The sequence below is a fragment of the Natranaerovirga pectinivora genome (assembly GCF_004342165.1).
Lineage (GTDB): Bacteria > Bacillota > Clostridia > Lachnospirales > DSM-24629 > Natranaerovirga > Natranaerovirga pectinivora.
In genome coordinates, this window is the sequence record NZ_SMAL01000007.1 from 122417 (window position 1) to 140913 (window position 18497).

19 protein-coding genes and 1 other annotated feature are annotated in these 18497 nt (G+C 33.5%); of the genes, 17 read left to right on the forward strand and 2 right to left on the reverse strand.

All coding sequences use genetic code 11. The features are described 5' to 3' along the window. Positions 1-66 precede the first annotated feature (66 nt). Both EDC18_RS10575 and EDC18_RS10580 read right to left on the reverse strand, forming a co-directional pair. Positions 67-663, reverse strand: a complete 597-nt coding sequence (locus tag EDC18_RS10575; protein WP_132252976.1) for a Fic/DOC family protein — start codon at positions 661-663, stop codon at positions 67-69. 2 nt (positions 664-665) lie between these two features. Continuing rightward, positions 666-998 carry a toxin-antitoxin system HicB family antitoxin gene (locus EDC18_RS10580; RefSeq protein WP_165878558.1) on the reverse strand — a complete coding sequence of 111 codons (333 nt, stop codon included), beginning with the start codon at positions 996-998 and terminating at the stop codon, positions 666-668. Positions 999-1157: 159 nt separating this feature from the next. Between EDC18_RS10580 and EDC18_RS10585 the strand changes: the two genes are divergently transcribed. The 17 genes from EDC18_RS10585 to rpsL all read left to right on the forward strand — a co-directional run bounded on the left by EDC18_RS10585 (position 1158) and on the right by rpsL (position 18482). Continuing rightward, on the forward strand, positions 1158-2165 hold the full coding sequence (locus tag EDC18_RS10585) for a potassium channel family protein (RefSeq protein WP_132252981.1): 1008 nt from the start codon (positions 1158-1160) through the stop codon (positions 2163-2165). Positions 2166-2319: 154 nt separating this feature from the next. Next, positions 2320-2952, forward strand: coding sequence for a hypothetical protein (locus EDC18_RS10590; protein WP_132252982.1), 633 nt, complete (start codon positions 2320-2322; stop codon positions 2950-2952). 166 nt (positions 2953-3118) lie between these two features. Then, positions 3119-3466, forward strand: coding sequence for a flagellar protein FlaG (locus tag EDC18_RS10595; RefSeq protein ID WP_132252984.1), 348 nt, complete (start codon positions 3119-3121; stop codon positions 3464-3466). 11 nt (positions 3467-3477) lie between these two features. Continuing rightward, the gene (gene fliD, locus EDC18_RS10600) at positions 3478-4998 is read left to right on the forward strand and encodes a flagellar filament capping protein FliD (RefSeq protein WP_132252986.1); all 1521 of its coding nucleotides are present in this window, start codon (positions 3478-3480) and stop codon (positions 4996-4998) included. Between the two features lies 1 nt (position 4999). Beyond that, complete coding sequence (gene fliS, locus EDC18_RS10605) at positions 5000-5395, forward strand: flagellar export chaperone FliS (RefSeq protein ID WP_132252987.1); 396 nt, start codon at positions 5000-5002, stop codon at positions 5393-5395. 20 nt (positions 5396-5415) lie between these two features. After that, positions 5416-5898, forward strand: a complete 483-nt coding sequence (locus EDC18_RS10610; protein WP_132252989.1) for a hypothetical protein — start codon at positions 5416-5418, stop codon at positions 5896-5898. Positions 5899-6124: 226 nt separating this feature from the next. Continuing rightward, the gene (gene rpmG / locus EDC18_RS10615; RefSeq protein ID WP_132252990.1) at positions 6125-6274 is read left to right on the forward strand and encodes a 50S ribosomal protein L33; all 150 of its coding nucleotides are present in this window, start codon (positions 6125-6127) and stop codon (positions 6272-6274) included. Between the two features lie 32 nt (positions 6275-6306). After that, positions 6307-6504 carry a preprotein translocase subunit SecE gene (gene secE, locus EDC18_RS10620; protein WP_132252992.1) on the forward strand — a complete coding sequence of 66 codons (198 nt, stop codon included), beginning with the start codon at positions 6307-6309 and terminating at the stop codon, positions 6502-6504. Between the two features lie 19 nt (positions 6505-6523). Beyond that, positions 6524-7042 (forward strand): transcription termination/antitermination protein NusG, encoded by a 519-nt coding sequence (nusG, locus tag EDC18_RS10625; protein ID WP_132252994.1) that lies wholly within the window; start codon positions 6524-6526, stop codon positions 7040-7042. A 114-nt stretch (positions 7043-7156) separates the two neighbouring features. Beyond that, the gene (rplK, locus tag EDC18_RS10630; protein WP_132252996.1) at positions 7157-7582 is read left to right on the forward strand and encodes a 50S ribosomal protein L11; all 426 of its coding nucleotides are present in this window, start codon (positions 7157-7159) and stop codon (positions 7580-7582) included. A 65-nt stretch (positions 7583-7647) separates the two neighbouring features. Continuing rightward, positions 7648-8343 (forward strand): 50S ribosomal protein L1, encoded by a 696-nt coding sequence (gene rplA, locus EDC18_RS10635; protein ID WP_132252998.1) that lies wholly within the window; start codon positions 7648-7650, stop codon positions 8341-8343. Positions 8344-8380: 37 nt separating this feature from the next. After that, positions 8381-8534 (forward strand) — a sequence feature (ribosomal protein L10 leader region). A 61-nt stretch (positions 8535-8595) separates the two neighbouring features. Then, the gene (gene rplJ / locus EDC18_RS10640) at positions 8596-9099 is read left to right on the forward strand and encodes a 50S ribosomal protein L10 (protein WP_132253000.1); all 504 of its coding nucleotides are present in this window, start codon (positions 8596-8598) and stop codon (positions 9097-9099) included. A gap of 45 nt (positions 9100-9144) precedes the next feature. Then, positions 9145-9516 carry a 50S ribosomal protein L7/L12 gene (rplL, locus tag EDC18_RS10645; RefSeq protein ID WP_132253002.1) on the forward strand — a complete coding sequence of 124 codons (372 nt, stop codon included), beginning with the start codon at positions 9145-9147 and terminating at the stop codon, positions 9514-9516. A 687-nt stretch (positions 9517-10203) separates the two neighbouring features. After that, positions 10204-14073: a DNA-directed RNA polymerase subunit beta gene (gene rpoB / locus EDC18_RS10650; protein WP_132253003.1), complete on the forward strand. Its 3870-nt coding sequence runs from the start codon at positions 10204-10206 to the stop codon at positions 14071-14073. A 17-nt stretch (positions 14074-14090) separates the two neighbouring features. Beyond that, positions 14091-17660 (forward strand): DNA-directed RNA polymerase subunit beta', encoded by a 3570-nt coding sequence (gene rpoC, locus EDC18_RS10655; RefSeq protein WP_132253005.1) that lies wholly within the window; start codon positions 14091-14093, stop codon positions 17658-17660. A gap of 154 nt (positions 17661-17814) precedes the next feature. Beyond that, the gene (locus tag EDC18_RS10660; protein ID WP_132253007.1) at positions 17815-18057 is read left to right on the forward strand and encodes a ribosomal L7Ae/L30e/S12e/Gadd45 family protein; all 243 of its coding nucleotides are present in this window, start codon (positions 17815-17817) and stop codon (positions 18055-18057) included. Between the two features lie 11 nt (positions 18058-18068). Beyond that, the gene (gene rpsL / locus EDC18_RS10665) at positions 18069-18482 is read left to right on the forward strand and encodes a 30S ribosomal protein S12 (protein ID WP_132253009.1); all 414 of its coding nucleotides are present in this window, start codon (positions 18069-18071) and stop codon (positions 18480-18482) included. The last annotated feature ends 15 nt before the right edge of the window (positions 18483-18497 follow it).

Genomic DNA, 18497 nt, shown 5'->3' on the forward strand with positions numbered 1-18497 from the left:
GGGATTGGTTTCAGTTTCGCATATTTTCACCCTAACATTTATTTTAGAGCCCGAAACTTAGGTAAGTTAAATTAAGTGTGAAAAATCTCTTATTATATGTTTAAAAAAATCTTTTAAAAGAGTAACATTAGAAGGAGAGGCCTTCATAGCTTCTATATAACTACTTTTATCAAGAGGATAAATGATCTCGTAGCCATTGTAATGTGCTAAGTTTCGGATAAATTCTCTAATAACTCTTCCATTACCTTCTCTAAAGGGGTGAAGCATATTAATTTCTGATTTATAAAAGGCCAATCGTTCACAAAATTCATCAAAGGATAACCCCATCAAATGATTTTCTCTATTCAATAAAGAAAAGACTTTTTTACTTTCATCTTCTATATGTTCAGGATAAGCAAACATTACCCCTTTTGCTATTCTTATTATGCGTAACTCGCCAGCCCAAACGTAGATGTCTTGAAAAATATATCTATGGATGTCTTGTAAGTGAACCAAATCAAAATGTCCTTCAATAGGATTTTGTATGAGCTCATTAATCCTTAAAGCCGTTAAGTCTCTTTCAAGAGATTCTAGTTTTAAAGCATCTTTAATATTAAATTTATTAATTAGAACATCAGTATTGGGATAACAGTAAACAGTATCATTGTTATAAATATAATCCATATCTACACCAACCTATGTTTTTCTAGTATTAATCGACGAGCTTCATCGTTAGAGTACTTCCCGCTTATATTGCCTTTAATAATTTTTAAAGTATCTTCTGGTACATCTAGATTTTCATAAGCCATAGTAGCTTTTATATATTCTATTCCTTTTGTATTAAAGCTAGAATTATTCTCATTAATTTCTTTTGCTATTGCCATTTGATTGTCAAAGTCAGGTATATTTAATTTAATTAAATTGGTAATAAATTCGTTAATAGATACATCCTTTTCAATGCAATTAAGCTTTAAAAGTTTATGAATATCACTATCAAGTCGTATTGTTAATTTTTTCAATTTGATTCACACTCCTATAAGTTAATTATATCACCTATGCCGTCATGACGTCAAACGTATAGATCAATTTAATAGAAGTGGGGTGGTAGCAAAATATTGAATTCTTTGGTAAAATAATGTTAGATTATCATCATTAGATTGTTTACGGAAGGTGCGGTTATGAGAGAGAGTAGGAAGTTTATTTTTATTGTTTTGGCTCTTATTTTTTTAATTATAGGGGGAACATTAGGGTATTTGTTTTTGCTTGGGGTTTCTTTTATTGATGCTTTATATATGACCATTATTACGATTTCTACTGTTGGTTATCAAGAAGTTGCTGAGATGACTGATGCATCTAAGTTATTTTCAATTTTTTTAATTTTATGGGGATTGGGAATTGCAGGTTATGCATTTACGAGTATAGTAGCTATGTTTTTTGAAGGTGAGTTTAGAAAGGCTTGGAGGAAGAGGAAGATGGAATCAAAGATAGCGCAGTTAAAAGATCATTATATATTATGTGGCGCTGGTGAAACAGGGCATACGGTTATAGAGCGTTTTATGGAGAGTAAGGAAGTTTTTGTTGTTGTAGAGAAGGATGAGGAAAAGGTTAAGGAGTTGGAGCGAGAAGGGGTTCTTGCTATTCTTGGTGATGCTACCCATGAAGAGGTTTTGAGTCAAGCTAGGATAGAAAATGCCAAGGGTCTTATTACCAGCTTATCTAATGATGCAGATAATGTTTTTACTGTCCTTACTGCTAGGGAAATGAATAAGGATATTTACATAGTTTCTAGAGCTATTGAAAAGAGTGCAGGTATTAAATTAAAAAAAGCAGGAGCCAATAATAGTATTTCTCCTAACGAAATCGGTGGAAGAAGAATGGCTGCTATTGTTCTTAGGCCGTCTATTGTTTCTTTTCTTGATGTTATTACAAAAGCAGGAGATATAGAGCTTGATTTAGAGGATGTTGTTGTAGGTAAAGGCTCCATTTTAGCAGGCAAGACTTTAAGAGAGGCAAAAGTGCCAGAGCGGACGGGGTTAATGATTATAGCCATTAGGAGAAAGGATGAACGTAAGTTTTTGTTTAATCCTAGTTCAGAAAAGACCCTTGATCTTGGAGATGTCATGATGGTTTTAGGTAGAGAAGAACAAGTGGATAAATTAAAAAAATTGGCTTGTGATTTTTCATAGAGTGAATGGAGCTGGTATGTACGTTGGTATATATTGGCTCTTTTTTTTGGGTGTAGTAGGTTAGATTATATATTCTATAGGCATTGGTTATGTTCTACATATAGTCAAACTCAAATATAATTTAGTGATAAAAATTTTTAGGGTGGGTGTATGTATGGATACAAATCTAAAGCATAGTCTTGGGGATATAACGATGAAGCAAAGTAAAATTAGCTGCCATAATGTTAAAAATTTTAATGCTTATGGTGTTAACATCAACGGTAAGATGTTTTTAAAGAAAGAATTTGACACGAGTGAAGCAGGAATTGAATGTTTTAACAAAGAGAAAGAGGCTAATTTTAAGTTCGGAAAATACCCTTGGATGTCTCATTGGATTCAGAGTGGTGAGAACTGGTTTGTTCGAGAATACTACCCTAAAGAATGTCGATTAGATAAAATTGCTATAAATTTATCGTGTAAAGAAAAAGAAGAAATGGCGGTTGAAGTATTATCTATTGTATTAGATTTGTATAAAGAAGGGTATGCTCACAGAGATATTCATGGAAAGAATTTTTATTATATAGAGGGTCAATTAAAACTCATTAATTATGATAGTATTGTTGCTTATGTAGAGGGATGCAAACCTACATTTGAGAACTGTTACGATTTAACAGGAAAGGGTTTGAAGATCCCTTTTTATATTGGTAATATGCGGTTTTCTAATATGCACCCATTATCAATCTCGAATATACTTGGTATTTCTTTAGAAAAAGCATTACTAAAGTTAAAAGAAAGTAGTCTTTGGTAGATTGTCATACTTGAGGGGGGGTATAAAAATTAAGTTAATGCAATAAGAGCATGATGACTTAATGTAAAATACTTAAGACAAAAATATAAAGATATTCATAAAGTAGTCGATATATTTAACAAAGGACTTTATAAACTAATTTAAAATGTTTAAGGGGGACTCACGGATGAGAATAGAAAGTATGTCAAATACTATGCCCGTTCAAAGTAGTAAAGCTGTTGAAAGTGTAATCAAGGTAGGACAGGATCAGCAGAGTAAAGCGCAAAGTAATCCACAAGATAAACAAGTGCAAGAAAGAGATATTATACACGCAATAGAAAAAGCAAATAAAGAAATACGTACATATGATAGAAAACTTGAATTTTCAATACATGAAGGTACTAAGGAGATAGTGGTTAAAGTTATTAATACTTCAGATGATACAGTAATACGTGAAATACCATCAGAAAGAATACTAGATATGGTAGCTAAAATGTGGGAGATGGCAGGATTACTAGTAGATGAAAAACGATAGGCGGTGAAAGAATGACAATAAGATTTACAGGATTAGCTTCTGGTTTAGATACAGACAATATGATTCAACAAATGATTAGAATTGAAAGAATGAAAGTAGATAGAGTTATTAAGCAAAAAACAAAATTAGAATGGCAACAAGATATTTGGCAAGATATGAATAAGAAGTTATATGATTTTTATAGAAAACCATTATTTGATCTAAGATCTGCTAGTAATTTTAATAAAAAATCAGTTATAAGCTCTAATACAGGCGTTGCAAGTGTTACTGGGAATGCAAGTGCTGTTAATGGCATGCATACACTTGAAGTAGAGAGAATGGCTAAGGCGTCATATTTAACAGGGGCAAAGATGCAAAAGATTACCATTGGTGAGCAGGATGTTAAAATAACTTCTCAGACTAAGTTATCTGATGTAGTAGATTCTGTTGAGGGATCAATAATTCAAATAAGTAGTACAACTAATGGGGAACCAAAGACTATAAATATTGATGAAAATGAAACGGTAGGTAGTTTGATTAATAAAATAAGAGTAAATGATTCAAATATAAATATGAATTTTGATACCAATTTTGACCGTATCTTTATGTCTACTAAAGGTACAGGGGAAAAAATGAGAATTGAAGTGACTGCTGTAGGAGATAAAAGTGAATTAGGTAATGAATTGTTAGAAAAGTTAGGATTAATCGGTTTAGAAACAATTAATGAAGCAGGTGTTAATGCTGAAGTTAAATACAATGGTGCAATTCTAACTTCTGATACAAATAATTTTGCTGTAAATGGATTAACCATTAATGTCTTATCAGAAGGAACAACCAACTTATCTGTAAGCCAAGACACAGATGCAATTTATAAATCAGTAAAAGATTTTATTTTAGCATATAATGAATTGGTGATGGATATAAACGGCAAGATTAATGCAGATACAGCAAGAGGTTATGAACCATTAACTAGTGAAGAAAAAAAAGCTATGTCTGAAGATGAAATTAAAAAATGGGAAGATACCATTAAAAACTCACTATTAAGAAGAGATGGGGTTTTAACAGGGCTATCTCAAACAATGAGAAGTATTTTAGTGACTAGCGATGGTGTTAGCTTAGAGAATGATGCAGCTTTTAAGTTTATATCTCAAATTGGTATTGTAACAGGTGATTATAGTGAGAGAGGGATTCTTCATATAGAAGGTGATTCTGACTTTGGTTTACATGGAGATATGGAAAATAAATTAAGAAAAGCCATAGAAGAAGATTCAGAGGGTGTATCGAAACTTCTGAATGCTTTAGCAAACAAACTTTATGGAACTATGCAAGATAGAATGAAATCTACTCAATTAAGTAGTGCATTAACATTCTACGATGATAAACAAATGCGAAATAAGGTTAGGGAGTTTGACACTGAAATAGCTAGATTAGAACAAAGGTTAATCGATGTTGAAGAACGTTACTATAGACAATTCGCAGCCATGGAAAAGGCAATGCAAGAGGCCAATAGTACAATGTCTTGGTTAATGCAGCAATTAGGAGGAGGAATGTAATATGGTACAAAGCGGGGCAAACGCATATATGAACAATTCAGTTTCAACAGCGTCACCACAGGAATTGACACTAATGCTATATAATGGTGCCATTAAATTTGCTAATCAAGGATTAGTTGAATTGGATAATAAAAATATAGAAAAAGTCAATAATAACTTAATGAGAGTACAAGACATCATAAGTGAATTTAGAATCACACTTAATAGAGATGTCCCAATCGCAAAAGAAATGGACAAACTTTACGAATACATGATTTGGAGATTAACAGAAGCCAATATGAGTAAAGACAAAGCCATGGTAGAAGAAGTAATTGAAATGTTAAGAGAGCTAAGAGATACTTGGAAAGAAGCTATGAAGTTAGCCAAAACAGGTAATAAGCCAGCATCAGGCGAATAGAGAAGAGGGGTATAGCTATTATGGAAGAAACTACTAGCTATATAGAAATATTAATTGATTCTTTAAAACAAAAAAAAGCAGTCCTAATCAAAATAAAAGAAGAAAACCATAAGCAAGCTGATATTGCTAATAAAGAAGATTTTAAGCTTGAAGAATTTGAAGATACCATTACTCAAAAGGATAGCTTAATAAAACAAATTGGTGTTATAGACGATGGGTTTAATATTGTATATGATCGTATTAGAAATACACTTATTAAGGAAAAAGATAAATACAAAGATAAAATCATTGAGTTAAAGCACTTAGTAAGTGAGATTGCTGAGCTAAGTGTATCTATACAAGTAGAAGAACAAAAAAACAAAAGTGCCATTGAAAGAAAACTTTCAAGTTACAAAAAACACATCAAACAATTTAAAACCAGTAAGAAAACTGCAACCAGCTATTATAAAAATATGAACAATCAAAGTGATAGTCAATCTTACTTTGTAGATAAAAAAAATTAAAAAATGTATAGTGATTCTAAACATGGGAAGTCTTTCTTTATATAGAGGATATTCCTGTGTTTAGAATGACATATTACACCTTGAGATTCCAAGTAATTCCAAGTGATTAACAATCAATAAAATACTTGACGAATTAAAAACTTATATGTTATATTATAAAAGCAGTGAAGTAGGGCTTTTTTTTTATGCCTAAATTTCTGATGAAAAATAAGTGGAGGTGGAAGTTGTGCGTGTGAAAATTACTCTAGCTTGTACAGAATGTAAGCAACGTAATTATGACTTAACTAAAGAGAAAAAACAACATCCAGAAAGAATGGAAACAAAAAAATATTGCAAATTTTGCAAATCACACACGTTACACAAAGAAACAAAGTAATGTGTTAAAAAATTTAAGGGATGTGATTTTATATGGGAGAAGCGTCAGCAACTAAAAGAAGTTGGTGGAAAGAATTTAAGGGTGACTTTAAAAAAATCATATGGCCAGATAAAAAATCACTATTCAAACAGACTACTGTTGTTTTACTAGTAACAATTTTTATTGGGGTAATCATTACGATACTAGACTTGATACTTAAATTTGGAATTGGATTGTTACCACTCAAATAAAAAATTAAAGGTGATTTTAATGTCAGATACTACAAAATGGTATGTTGTTCATACTTATTCAGGTTATGAAAACAAAGTTAAGGCCAATATTGAAAAAATTATTGAAAACAGGAAGCTTCACGATCAAATCACAGAAGTTATTGTTCCTTTGCATGATGTTGTGGAACTTAAAAATGGTACTAAAAAACAAGTTCAAAAGAAATTGTTTCCAGGTTATGTTCTATTAAAAATGAATATGACTGATGAAACATGGTATGTAGTACGTAACACAAGAGGTGTTACAGGATTTGTTGGTCCAGCATCAAAACCAGTTCCATTATCGGAAGATGAAATCAAAGCATTAGGAATAAAAATTGATGAGATACAAATTGACATTGCTCTTGGTGATGTAGTAAAAATCATTACAGGACCTTTTGAAGGTTCAGTAGGGGTTGCTAAAGCTATCAATAACCATAAGAGAACGGTTACAGTACACTTATCTGTGTTTGGTAGAGAAACCCCTGTAGAGCTTAACTTTTCAGAGATTCAAAAAATGTAATTAAATATTACGACGTAAGGGAAAACCTAAGCAACAAATATTTGTCTATCTAATGATAGACAGTGGGAGGGACATCCCCCGTTAAATACCACAATTTTCAGGAGGTGCGCTAATATGGCGAAAAAAATTACAGGTTACATTAAATTACAAATTCCTGCTGGTAAAGCAACACCAGCACCACCAGTTGGACCTGCATTAGGACAACACGGTGTTAATATTATGCAATTTACAAAAGAGTTTAATGCTAAAACGGCTGATCAAGCAGGTATGATTATTCCTGTTGTAATATCAGTATACCAAGACAGAAGTTTCAGTTTTATCACTAAAACGCCACCAGCTGCTATTTTATTAAAAAAAGCTGCTAAAATTGAATCTGGTTCTGGCGAACCAAACAGAAAAAAAGTAGCAACAATCTCAAGAGAAGAAGTTAAAAAAATCGCTGAATTAAAAATGGAAGATTTAAATGCTGCTTCAATTGATGCTGCTATCAGTATGATTTCTGGTACTGCTAGAAGTATGGGAATTGTTGTTCAAGACTAATTAATGTTGAAATTTAAAACTGTGGGAGGGTTCACTCCCGATATTACCACAAGGAGGTTAATAGTATGAAAAGAGGAAAAAGATATCAAGAATTAGCTAAATTAGTTGATCGTACAAAAGCGTACGAAGTTAAGGAAGCTATTGATTTAGTTCAAGAAGTTGCAAAAGCAAAATTTGATGAGACAGTTGAAGCACACATTAAGTTAGGTGTTGATAGCCGTCATGCAGATCAACAAGTTCGTGGTGCGGTTGTATTACCACACGGAACGGGTAAAGCTGTAAGAGTTCTTGTTTTTGCAAAGGGTGACAAACAAAAAGAAGCGGAAGCAGCAGGCGCTGATTTCGTAGGAGCGGAAGATTTAATTCCAAAGATCCAGAACGAAGGATGGTTAGAGTTTGACGTAGTAGTTGCTACTCCAGATATGATGGCTGTTGTTGGTCGTTTAGGACGTGTGCTTGGACCTAAAGGTTTAATGCCAAATCCAAAAGCAGGAACAGTTACTATGGATGTAGCTAAAGCAGTAGAAGATATTAAAGCTGGTAAAATTGAGTACAGATTAGATAAAACTAACATTATTCACGTTCCAATTGGTAAAGTATCATTTGGAAGTGAAAAGCTTTCAGACAACTTCCACACGTTAATGAATGCAGTTATAAAAGCAAAACCAGCAGCTGCTAAAGGACAATACCTACGTAGCGTAGCCATTACATCAACTATGGGACCTGGAATCAAAATTAATCCAGCAAAAATAACTGAATAAGTATTGACAACATAGATGTAAGGTGTTATAATTCCAAATGTCAATTGAATATTGGCCGTAGACAGTAGGTGTTATTATTATAACATAAAGGGCAACCGCCTACCGAGGAATTGATTTGACTATTGTATAGTCTTATAAATTAATGATCAACCTCTCTGTCTATTTTGATAGAGAGGTTTTTTGGTAGATAAATGTCCTACGAAAATTAAGGTGGTAACACACTGATAAAGTAAGAAAGGTGGTGCAACCAGTATGGCAAAAATTGAACAAAAATCATCAGTAGTAAATGAAATTAAAGCAAATATCGAAGGTGCTCAATCAATCGTTCTTGTAGATTATAGAGGTCTTACAGTAGAACAAGATACAGAACTTCGTAAAAATTTAAGAGAAGCAGGCATCACTTACAAAGTTTATAAAAACACAATGATGCGTTTTGCTTTTAAAGGTACAGAATTTGAATCATTAAACGATGATTTAGCTGGTCCAAGTGCTATTGCTATTAGTAAAGATGACGCTACAGCTCCTGCAAGAGTTCTTAGCGAAACTGCTAAAAAGTATACTAAACTTGAATTCAAGTGTGGTGTAGTAGATGGACAATACTATGATGGAGAAGGCATTAAATTAATTGCTTCAATCCCATCAAGAGACGAGTTACTTGGCAAGTTACTTGGAAGCATTCAGTCACCAATTACCAATTTGGCAAGAGTGCTTAATCAAATCGCTGAAAAAAACGGTAGCGAAGTAGCTGCTGAATAATAACAAAAAACTAATTGAAAGAAAATTAATCGGAGGTGCTTTATAATGGCAAAATTAACAGTTCAAGAATTTATTGAAGCTATAAAAGAATTATCAGTAATAGAATTAAACGATTTAGTTAAAGCTTGTGAAGAAGAGTTTGGAGTTTCTGCAGCAGCAGGTGTAGTAGTTGCAGCAGCAGGTCCAGCAGCAGCTGAAGAAGAAAAAACTGAATTCGACGTAGAAATCACTAGCGCTGGAGCAAACAAAATTAAAGTAATCAAAGTAGTTCGTGAAATTACTGGATTAGGATTAAAAGAAGCTAAAGAATTAGTAGAAGGTGCTCCAAAAGTAGTTAAAGAAGGAGCTTCTAAAGACGAAGCTGAAGAATTAAAAGCTAAACTTGAAGAAGTTGGAGCTCAAATCACTCTTAAATAATACAGCAATTCTAAAAGCTCTCAGTAATATTTTACTGGGGGCTTTTATACTTGAAGAAAATTTGTTATGATCTATAAGTCAAAAATAAAAAGGTAATAGAGGCAGAAGTTAAGTTGAAAATGATATTGATTACATAAGTAATTAATTTTATATAAATTAAATATAGAAATGTTTGTGAATCTAGATAAAAACAATAACACTTTAATTATAAATTAAACTTGACTTGCTTGACTATATGTGTTAATATTTGATAATGCATTAGTATGGGTAGTTATGCTCATTATTAGAAAACTAAATAAATTAATTTCATTTAATAATAATCTGCTTTTGCAGAGTCATAGGAATAGGAAAGTTCGCTCTGTTTTTTAGAGCTTGAAGTTTCCTGTTTCACACGAAATTAATAATATAAGTCTAAGTGGTAAAAAGTATCTTTTTTAGCAAAAACAGTAAAAATACGTATACTTGGAAAAAACTTGGAAATAATCTTAAAAGTTAACTAGTAAATTTAAAAAGGTAATTTGCAAAGGTCCTTACAAGGATTTGGAAATTATATTTTCAGTGAAGCTTGTGTCTCTTGGGAAGCAAGAGGTAGGCTAAGTCAATATGGTATGATATTTTATGTCTTTATTTACATAATATGTTGTATCTTGTGATAAATTATATTTTTTCAAGGGGTGAAACGTCAATATGGAAAAAAACAGGATTCGTCCTACAAAGATTGGCAAAGGTCAAAGGATGACTTATTCAAGACAAAAAGAAGTTCTTGAAATGCCAAACTTAATTGAAGTTCAAAAAAACTCCTATAAATGGTTTTTAGAAGAAGGGTTAAAAGAAGTATTTGAAGATATTTCTCCAATATCTGATTACAGTGGTAACCTTATTCTTGAATTTGTGGACTTTTATCTTAATGAAGACGATGTTAAATACACAATTGAAGAGTGTAAGGAAAGAGATGCTACATATGCAGCTCCACTTAAAGTAAAAGTAAGGCTTATTAACAAGGAAAAAGACGAAATTAATGAGCATGATATTTTTATGGGTGACTTACCACAAATGACCGAAACAGGAACCTTTATAATTAATGGTGCTGAAAGGGTAATAGTAAGTCAATTAGTTCGTTCGCCAGGTATTTATTATGATGTTCAATATGATAAAATTGGTAAGGAGCTATATTCTGCTACTGTTATTCCTAACAGAGGAGCTTGGTTAGAATATGAAACAGATTCAAATGACATTTTTTATGTTCGTGTAGATAGAACGAGAAAAGTGCCTATTACTGTATTAATCCGTTCTCTAGGTATAGGTACAGATGCAGAAATTAAGGAGCTTTTTAGTGAAGAGCCAAAAATTCTTGCGAGTATTGAAAAAGACAGTACTAAATCCTATGAAGAAGGTTTAATTGAAATCTACAAACGTATTAGACCAGGTGAACCACCAACAGTTGAAAGTTCAGAATCTTTATTAAATAGTATGTTCTTTGATCCAAGAAGATACGATTTAGCAAAGGTTGGACGTTATAAATTCAACAAAAAATTAGCATTTAAAAACCGTGTTAGAGGTTTTGCTTTAGCAGAAGCGGTTGTTTCAGCTGATACAGGTGAAGTTATTGCAGATGCTGGTGAGATTATAACAGAAGAACTTGCAGTACAAATTCAAAATAGTGCAGTGCCATATATATGGGTAAATACAGATGAGCGTAAAGTAAAAGTATTATCCAATTTAATGGTAGACATAAAAGAGCATATTGATGTTGACCCTAAAGAATTAGGCATCACAGAGCCGGTTTATTATCCAGCATTAAAAGAAATATTAGAAAAATATGATGACATAGATGAAATAAAAGAAGTTATTAAGAAAAGCATTAATTCTTTAATTCCAAAACATATTACAAAAGAAGATATTTTAGGTTCAATTAACTATAATATTCATTTAGAGTATGGTCTTGGACATAAAGACGATATTGACCATTTAGGTAATAGAAGAATTCGTGCTGTTGGAGAATTGCTACAAAATCAATATAGAATTGGTTTATCAAGAATGGAACGTGTTGTTAGAGAACGTATGACAATACAAGACATCGAAGGTGTATCTCCTCAAACCCTTATTAATATAAGACCAGTGACAGCTGCAGTAAAAGAATTCTTTGGAAGTTCTCAGTTATCACAGTTTATGGATCAACCTAACCCATTAGCAGAGTTAACACATAAAAGACGTTTATCTGCACTAGGTCCAGGGGGTCTATCAAGAGAGAGAGCTGGTTTCGAGGTTAGGGACGTTCACCATTCTCATTATGGTAGAATGTGTGCTGTAGAAACACCAGAGGGTCCAAATATCGGACTAATCAACTCCCTTGCAACTTATGCAAGAATTAATGATTATGGATTTATTGAAGCACCATATAGAAAAATAGACAAATCTGGTGAAGAACCAGTTGTAACAGAGGAAATTGTTTATTTAACAGCAGATGAAGAAGACAACTACAGAGTTGCTCAAGCCAATGAACCATTAGATGAGCAAGGCAGATTTGTTAACAATCACGTTACAGGACGTCATAATGAAGATATTATTGATGTAGAAAAAGATAAAATTGACCTAATGGACGTTTCTCCTAAACAGGTATTTTCTGTTGCTACATCATTGATTCCTTTCCTTGAGAATGATGATGCCAACCGTGCCTTAATGGGATCAAACATGCAACGTCAGGCAGTACCACTTTTAACAACTGAAGCACCTGTAGTAGGTACAGGGATGGAGCATAAGTCTGCTGTAGATTCAGGGGTAGTAAAGGTTGCTAAAAATGCAGGTATTGTTGAAAAAGCATCTGCTAGAGAGATTATCATTAAAACAGAAGACGGTAAAAAAGATGTTTATAAATTATTAAAATTCTCACGAAGTAATCAAGGTACATGTATTAATCAACGTCCTATTGTTGTAAAAGGTATGCATGTAGAAAAAGGCGAAGTAATTGCTGATGGACCATCAACATCTCAAGGTGAATTAGCAGTAGGTAAGAACCCACTGATTGGATTTATGACTTGGGAAGGATACAACTTCGAGGATGCTATTTTAATAAGTGAAAGACTTACTCAAGATGATGTTTATACATCTATCCATATAGAAGAATACGAAGCAGAATCAAGGGATACAAAATTAGGACCAGAAGAAATAACAAGAGATGTACCAGGTGTAGGTGATGAGGCCCTTAAAGATTTAGATGAGCGAGGAATCATTAGAATTGGTGCAGAAGTGATATCAGGAGATATTCTAGTTGGTAAAGTTACACCAAAAGGTGAAACGGAATTAACAGCAGAAGAAAGATTGTTACGAGCTATTTTCGGTGAGAAGGCTAGAGAAGTAAGAGATACTTCCTTAAGAGTGCCTCATGGAGAATCAGGAATAATCGTCGATGTAAAAGTATTTACAAGAGAAAATGGGGATGAATTACCTCCAGGTGTAAATCAATCTGTAAGAGTATACATTGCTCAAAAGAGAAAAATTTCAGTTGGGGATAAAATGGCAGGAAGACATGGTAATAAAGGGGTTATCTCTAGAATATTACCAGCGGAAGATATGCCTTTCTTACCAAATGGTAGACCACTGGATATCGTACTAAATCCACTAGGGGTTCCATCACGTATGAACATCGGTCAGGTATTAGAAGTCCATTTAGGATTAGCGGCAAAAGCCTTAGGTTTTAACATTGCTACACCTGTATTCGATGGTGCAAACGAGTTTGATATTATGGATACTTTAGACTTAGCTAATGATTATGCCAATATGCCTTGGGATGAATTTACAGATAAATGGAAAGACGTGTTACACCCAGGTATTTATGAGTATTTAGAGAACAATAAAGCTCACAGATTAGAATGGGCTGGCGTACCAATTACTAGAGACGGTAAAATACCTCTTAGAGATGGACGTACAGGAGAATATTTTGATAGTAAAGTAACTGTAGGATATATGCATTACCTAAAACTTCATCACTTAGTTGATGATAAAATCCATGCTCGTTCAACTGGACCATACTCACTGGTTACACAACAACCATTAGGTGGTAAAGCTCAGTTTGGTGGACAAAGATTTGGAGAGATGGAAGTTTGGGCACTAGAGGCATATGGCGCAGCATACACACTTCAAGAAATATTAACAGTAAAATCGGATGACGTAGTTGGACGTGTTAAAACTTATGAAGCGATCATTAAAGGTGAAAACATTCAAGAACCAGGGACGCCAGAATCCTTTAAAGTATTATTAAAAGAGCTTCAGTCATTAGCACTTGATGTTAAAGTATTAAAAGATGATGCAACTGAAATCGAAATTCACGAAAGTATTGATGAAGCTGATGAAGATTTAGTAGTTAATATTGAAGGAAGAGAAGATGAAATAATAGAAGCATCAAGGCCATATAGTGAGTTTGTACCAAATTCTGATGACGAAGATTCGTTATTTGCAGATGAAGAAGATGACGACAGTGATGATATAGATTTTGACTTAGAGAAAGAATTTATAATAACATCTGAAGACGACGATTCACTATTCGATGACGAAGATTAGAAAGGGGTGTCGTTCCAATGCCAGCTGGTAATTTAGATCAAGCAATAAACTTTGATGCAATCCGTATAGGTTTGTCTTCTCCAGAACGTATAAGAGAATGGTCTCGCGGAGAGGTAAAAAAACCAGAAACCATCAACTACAGAACATTAAAACCAGAAAAAGAAGGTTTGTTCTGTGAAAAAATATTCGGGCCTAGTAAAGACTGGGAATGTCACTGTGGTAAATATAAAAAAATACGTTATAAAGGTGTTGTTTGTGACCGTTGTGGCGTAGAAGTAACAAAATCAAAAGTAAGAAGAGAGAGAATGGGGCATATTGAATTAGCTGCTCCTGTATCTCATATTTGGTATTTCAAAGGGATACCAAGTAGAATGGGACTTATCCTTGATATGTCACCAAGAATCTTAGAAAAAGTACTGTATTTTGCATCATATATTGTATTAGATCCAGGTGAAACAGGATTGCAATACAAACAAATTCTTACTGAAAAAGAATACCGTGATGCATATGATAAATACGGTAATAAATTTAGAGCTGGAATGGGTGCAGAATCCATTAAAGAAGTTCTAGAAAACATTGATTTAGAAAAAGAAGGTAAAGAACTTAGAAAAGGTCTTAAAGAAGCAACTGGACAAAAAAGAGCAAGAATTATTAAAAGACTAGAAGTAGTTGAAGCTTTCCGTGGATCTACTAATAGCCCTGCTTGGATGATTCTTTCTGTAATACCAGTAATACCACCAGACCTAAGACCAATGGTACAGTTAGATGGTGGTCGTTTTGCAACATCAGACCTTAACGACTTATACAGAAGAGTAATTAATAGAAACAATAGATTAAAAAGGTTATTAGATCTTGGAGCACCAGATATCATTGTAAGAAATGAAAAAAGAATGCTTCAAGAAGCAGTTGACGCACTAATTGATAATGGTCGTCGTGGAAGACCGGTTACAGGACCAGGTAACCGTCCATTAAAATCATTATCAGACATGTTAAAAGGTAAGCAAGGTCGTTTTAGACAAAACTTACTTGGAAAACGTGTTGACTATTCTGGTCGTTCAGTTATCGTAGTTGGACCTGATTTAAAAATATACCAATGTGGTCTTCCAAAAGAAATGGCTATTGAATTGTTCAAACCATTTGTTATGAAAAAACTTGTTGGAGATGGATTAGCACATAATATTAAATCAGCTAAAAAGATGGTAGAGAGACTTCAATCAGAAGTTTGGGATGTATTAGAAGAAGTTATTAGAGAGCATCCGGTTATGTTAAACCGTGCCCCTACACTTCACCGTTTAGGTATTCAAGCATTTGAACCTGTACTAGTAGAGGGTAAAGCCATTAAGCTTCATCCACTTGTATGTTCTGCTTATAATGCAGACTTTGATGGGGATCAGATGGCGGTTCACGTTCCATTATCAGTAGAAGCTCAAGCTGAATGTAGATTCTTATTATTATCATCTAATAACTTATTAAAACCTTCTGATGGAGCACCAGTTGCGGTACCATCACAGGATATGGTACTTGGAATATATTACCTTACTCTTGAAAAAGATGGTGAAAAAGGTGAAGGTAAAAGTTTCAAGAGCGAAAATGAAGCAATTCTTGCCTATGAAAATGGAGTAGTTACTCTACATGGTAAAATAAATGTAAGAAGAACAATGACAATTGATGGAGAAATCCAATCAAAAATTGTTAAAACTACAGTTGGTAGAATAATATTTAATGAGGCAATACCTCAAGATTTACGATATGTAGATAGAACAATAAAAGAAAACTTATTCGAATATGAAGTAAACTTCTTAGTAGGTAAAAAACAACTGCAAAGTATATTAGATAAAATTATTAATTTCCACGGATCTACTATGACTGCTGAAGTTTTAGATAATATCAAAAAACTTGGTTTTAAATACTCTACAAGAGGTGCTATATCAGTTTCTGTATCTGACATGGAAGTACCAGAAGCAAAACCTGAGATTCTTGCAGAAGCAGAAAAAACTGTTGAAAAAATAACAAAGCAATTCCGTCGTGGTTTCTTAACCAATGAAGAACGTTACCAAAAAGTTATTCAAACATGGAAAGAAGCCGATGATAAAATAACAAAAGCGCTACTATCAGGACTTGATAAATATAATAATATATTTATGATGGCTGATTCAGGAGCCCGTGGTTCTGATAAGCAGATTAAACAGTTAGCTGGTATGCGTGGTCTTATGGCCAATACGTCAGGTCACACATTCGAGTTACCAATTAAATCAAACTTCCGTGAAGGTCTTGACGTATTAGAATACTTCAACTCTGCTCACGGTGCTAGAAAAGGTCTTGCAGATACGGCTTTACGTACTGCTGACTCAGGATACCTTACTAGACGTCTAGTTGACGTTTCTCAAGATGTTATCATTAGAGAAATTGATTGTGGACATAGCACTGGATATATACCAGGGTTAGAAATAAAAGCATTTAAAGATGGTGCAGAGGTTATTGAAAGCCTTCAAGAAAGATTAACAGGCAGATATGCTGTTGAAGATATAGTCCATCCAGAAACAAAAGAAGTACTTGTTAAATCAAATAAAATGATCTATCCATTAAAAGCTGCAAACATTGTGGATGCTGGTATAGAAAAAGTTAAGATAAGAACTGTATTAACTTGTCGTTCAAATCTTGGAGTATGTGCTAAGTGTTATGGTGCCAATATGGCAACAGCACAGCCAGTTCAAGTTGGAGAAGCAGTAGGTATTATTGCAGCTCAATCCATCGGGGAACCTGGTACACAGCTTACAATGAGAACATTCCATACAGGTGGTATTGCCGGAGAAGATATCACACAAGGTTTACCTCGTGTTGAGGAGTTATTTGAAGGTAGAAAACCAAAAGGTCTAGCAATTATTGCAGAATTCGGTGGTATTGCTGTAATAAAAGATACTAAGAAAAAACGTGAAGTTATCATTACAAATAATGAAACTGGGGAATCAAAAGCTTACTTAATACCTTATGGTTCAAGAATCAAAATCCAAGATGGAGATATTCTTGAAGCAGGGGATGAGCTAACAGAAGGTAGTATCAATCCTCACGATATTCTTAAAATCAAAGGCGTTCGTAGTGTTCAAGACTATATGATCAAAGAAGTTCAAAATGTTTATAGGTTACAGGGTGTTGAGATTAACGATAAACATATTGAAGTAATTGTTCGTCAAATGCTTAAGAAAATAAGAATAGAAGATGCTGGAGATGCTGATTTCTTACCAGGAACATTAGTAGATAGACTTGAGTTTGAAGCTGCAAATGAAAAGTTAAGAAATGATGGCTTAGAAGAAGCAGTAGGAAATCAAGTATTACTTGGTATTACAAAAGCTTCATTAGCAACAAACTCCTTCTTATCAGCTGCATCATTCCAAGAGACAACTAAAGTCTTAACAGAAGCTGCGATAAAAGGAAAAATAGATCCACTAATTGGATTAAAAGAAAACGTAATCATTGGTAAATTAATTCCAGCAGGTACGGGAATGCCAAGATACCGTGATGTTGAAGTATATAAAACTAACTATGATTACGATAATGATAATGAAGAGCTAGACTTAGATCTAGAGTAAAAAGTGAAGCCTTAGGGCTTCATTTTTTTACTTGCTATACCATAACAAAAAAAGAAAACTCAAAAAAACCTTGACAATTGTATTTATATTTGATAAAATTCATCAGTGTGCATTCTTGAAAATAGTTTATGAACCTAAAGAGGTGAGGGATTAAATGCACAGATTAAAACAGGAACCTAAAGTAATAGGGACCAAACAAACCATTAGAGCACTTGATAAAGGGATTGCAGAAACATTATTTGTTGCAAAAAACGCACAAAAGCAAGTAACTTTAAGAGCTCTAGAACTTGCTGAACGTCAAGGAATTGATGTAGTATTTGTTGATACTATGGAAGAACTTGCCAAAGCATGTGAAGTTGAAGTTGAAACGGCAACCGCAGCACTTATAAAAAATTAGGAGGTGAAATAATGCCAACTTTTAACCAATTGGTAAGAAAAGGAAGAAAAACTGTTGAGAAAAAATCAACTGCTCCAGCACTACAAAAAGGATTTAATTCATTAAGAAAAAAATCTACTAATATCTCTGCACCACAAAAGAGAGGTGTTTGTACAGCAGTTAAAACAGCTACTCCTAAAAAACCAAACTCAGCGCTTCGTAAGATTGCCAGAGTTCGTCTTACTAACGGTATCGAGGTAACTGGATACATTCCTGGAGAAGGTCACAACTTACAAGAGCATAGTGTTGTTCTTATAAGAGGTGGTAGGGTAAAAGACTTACCAGGTACAAGATATCATATCGTTAGGGGTACTCTAGATACAGCTGGAGTAGCAAATCGTAAACAATCAAGATCTAAATACGGAGCTAAAAGACCAAAAAAATAAGCGGTAATTAAAAGT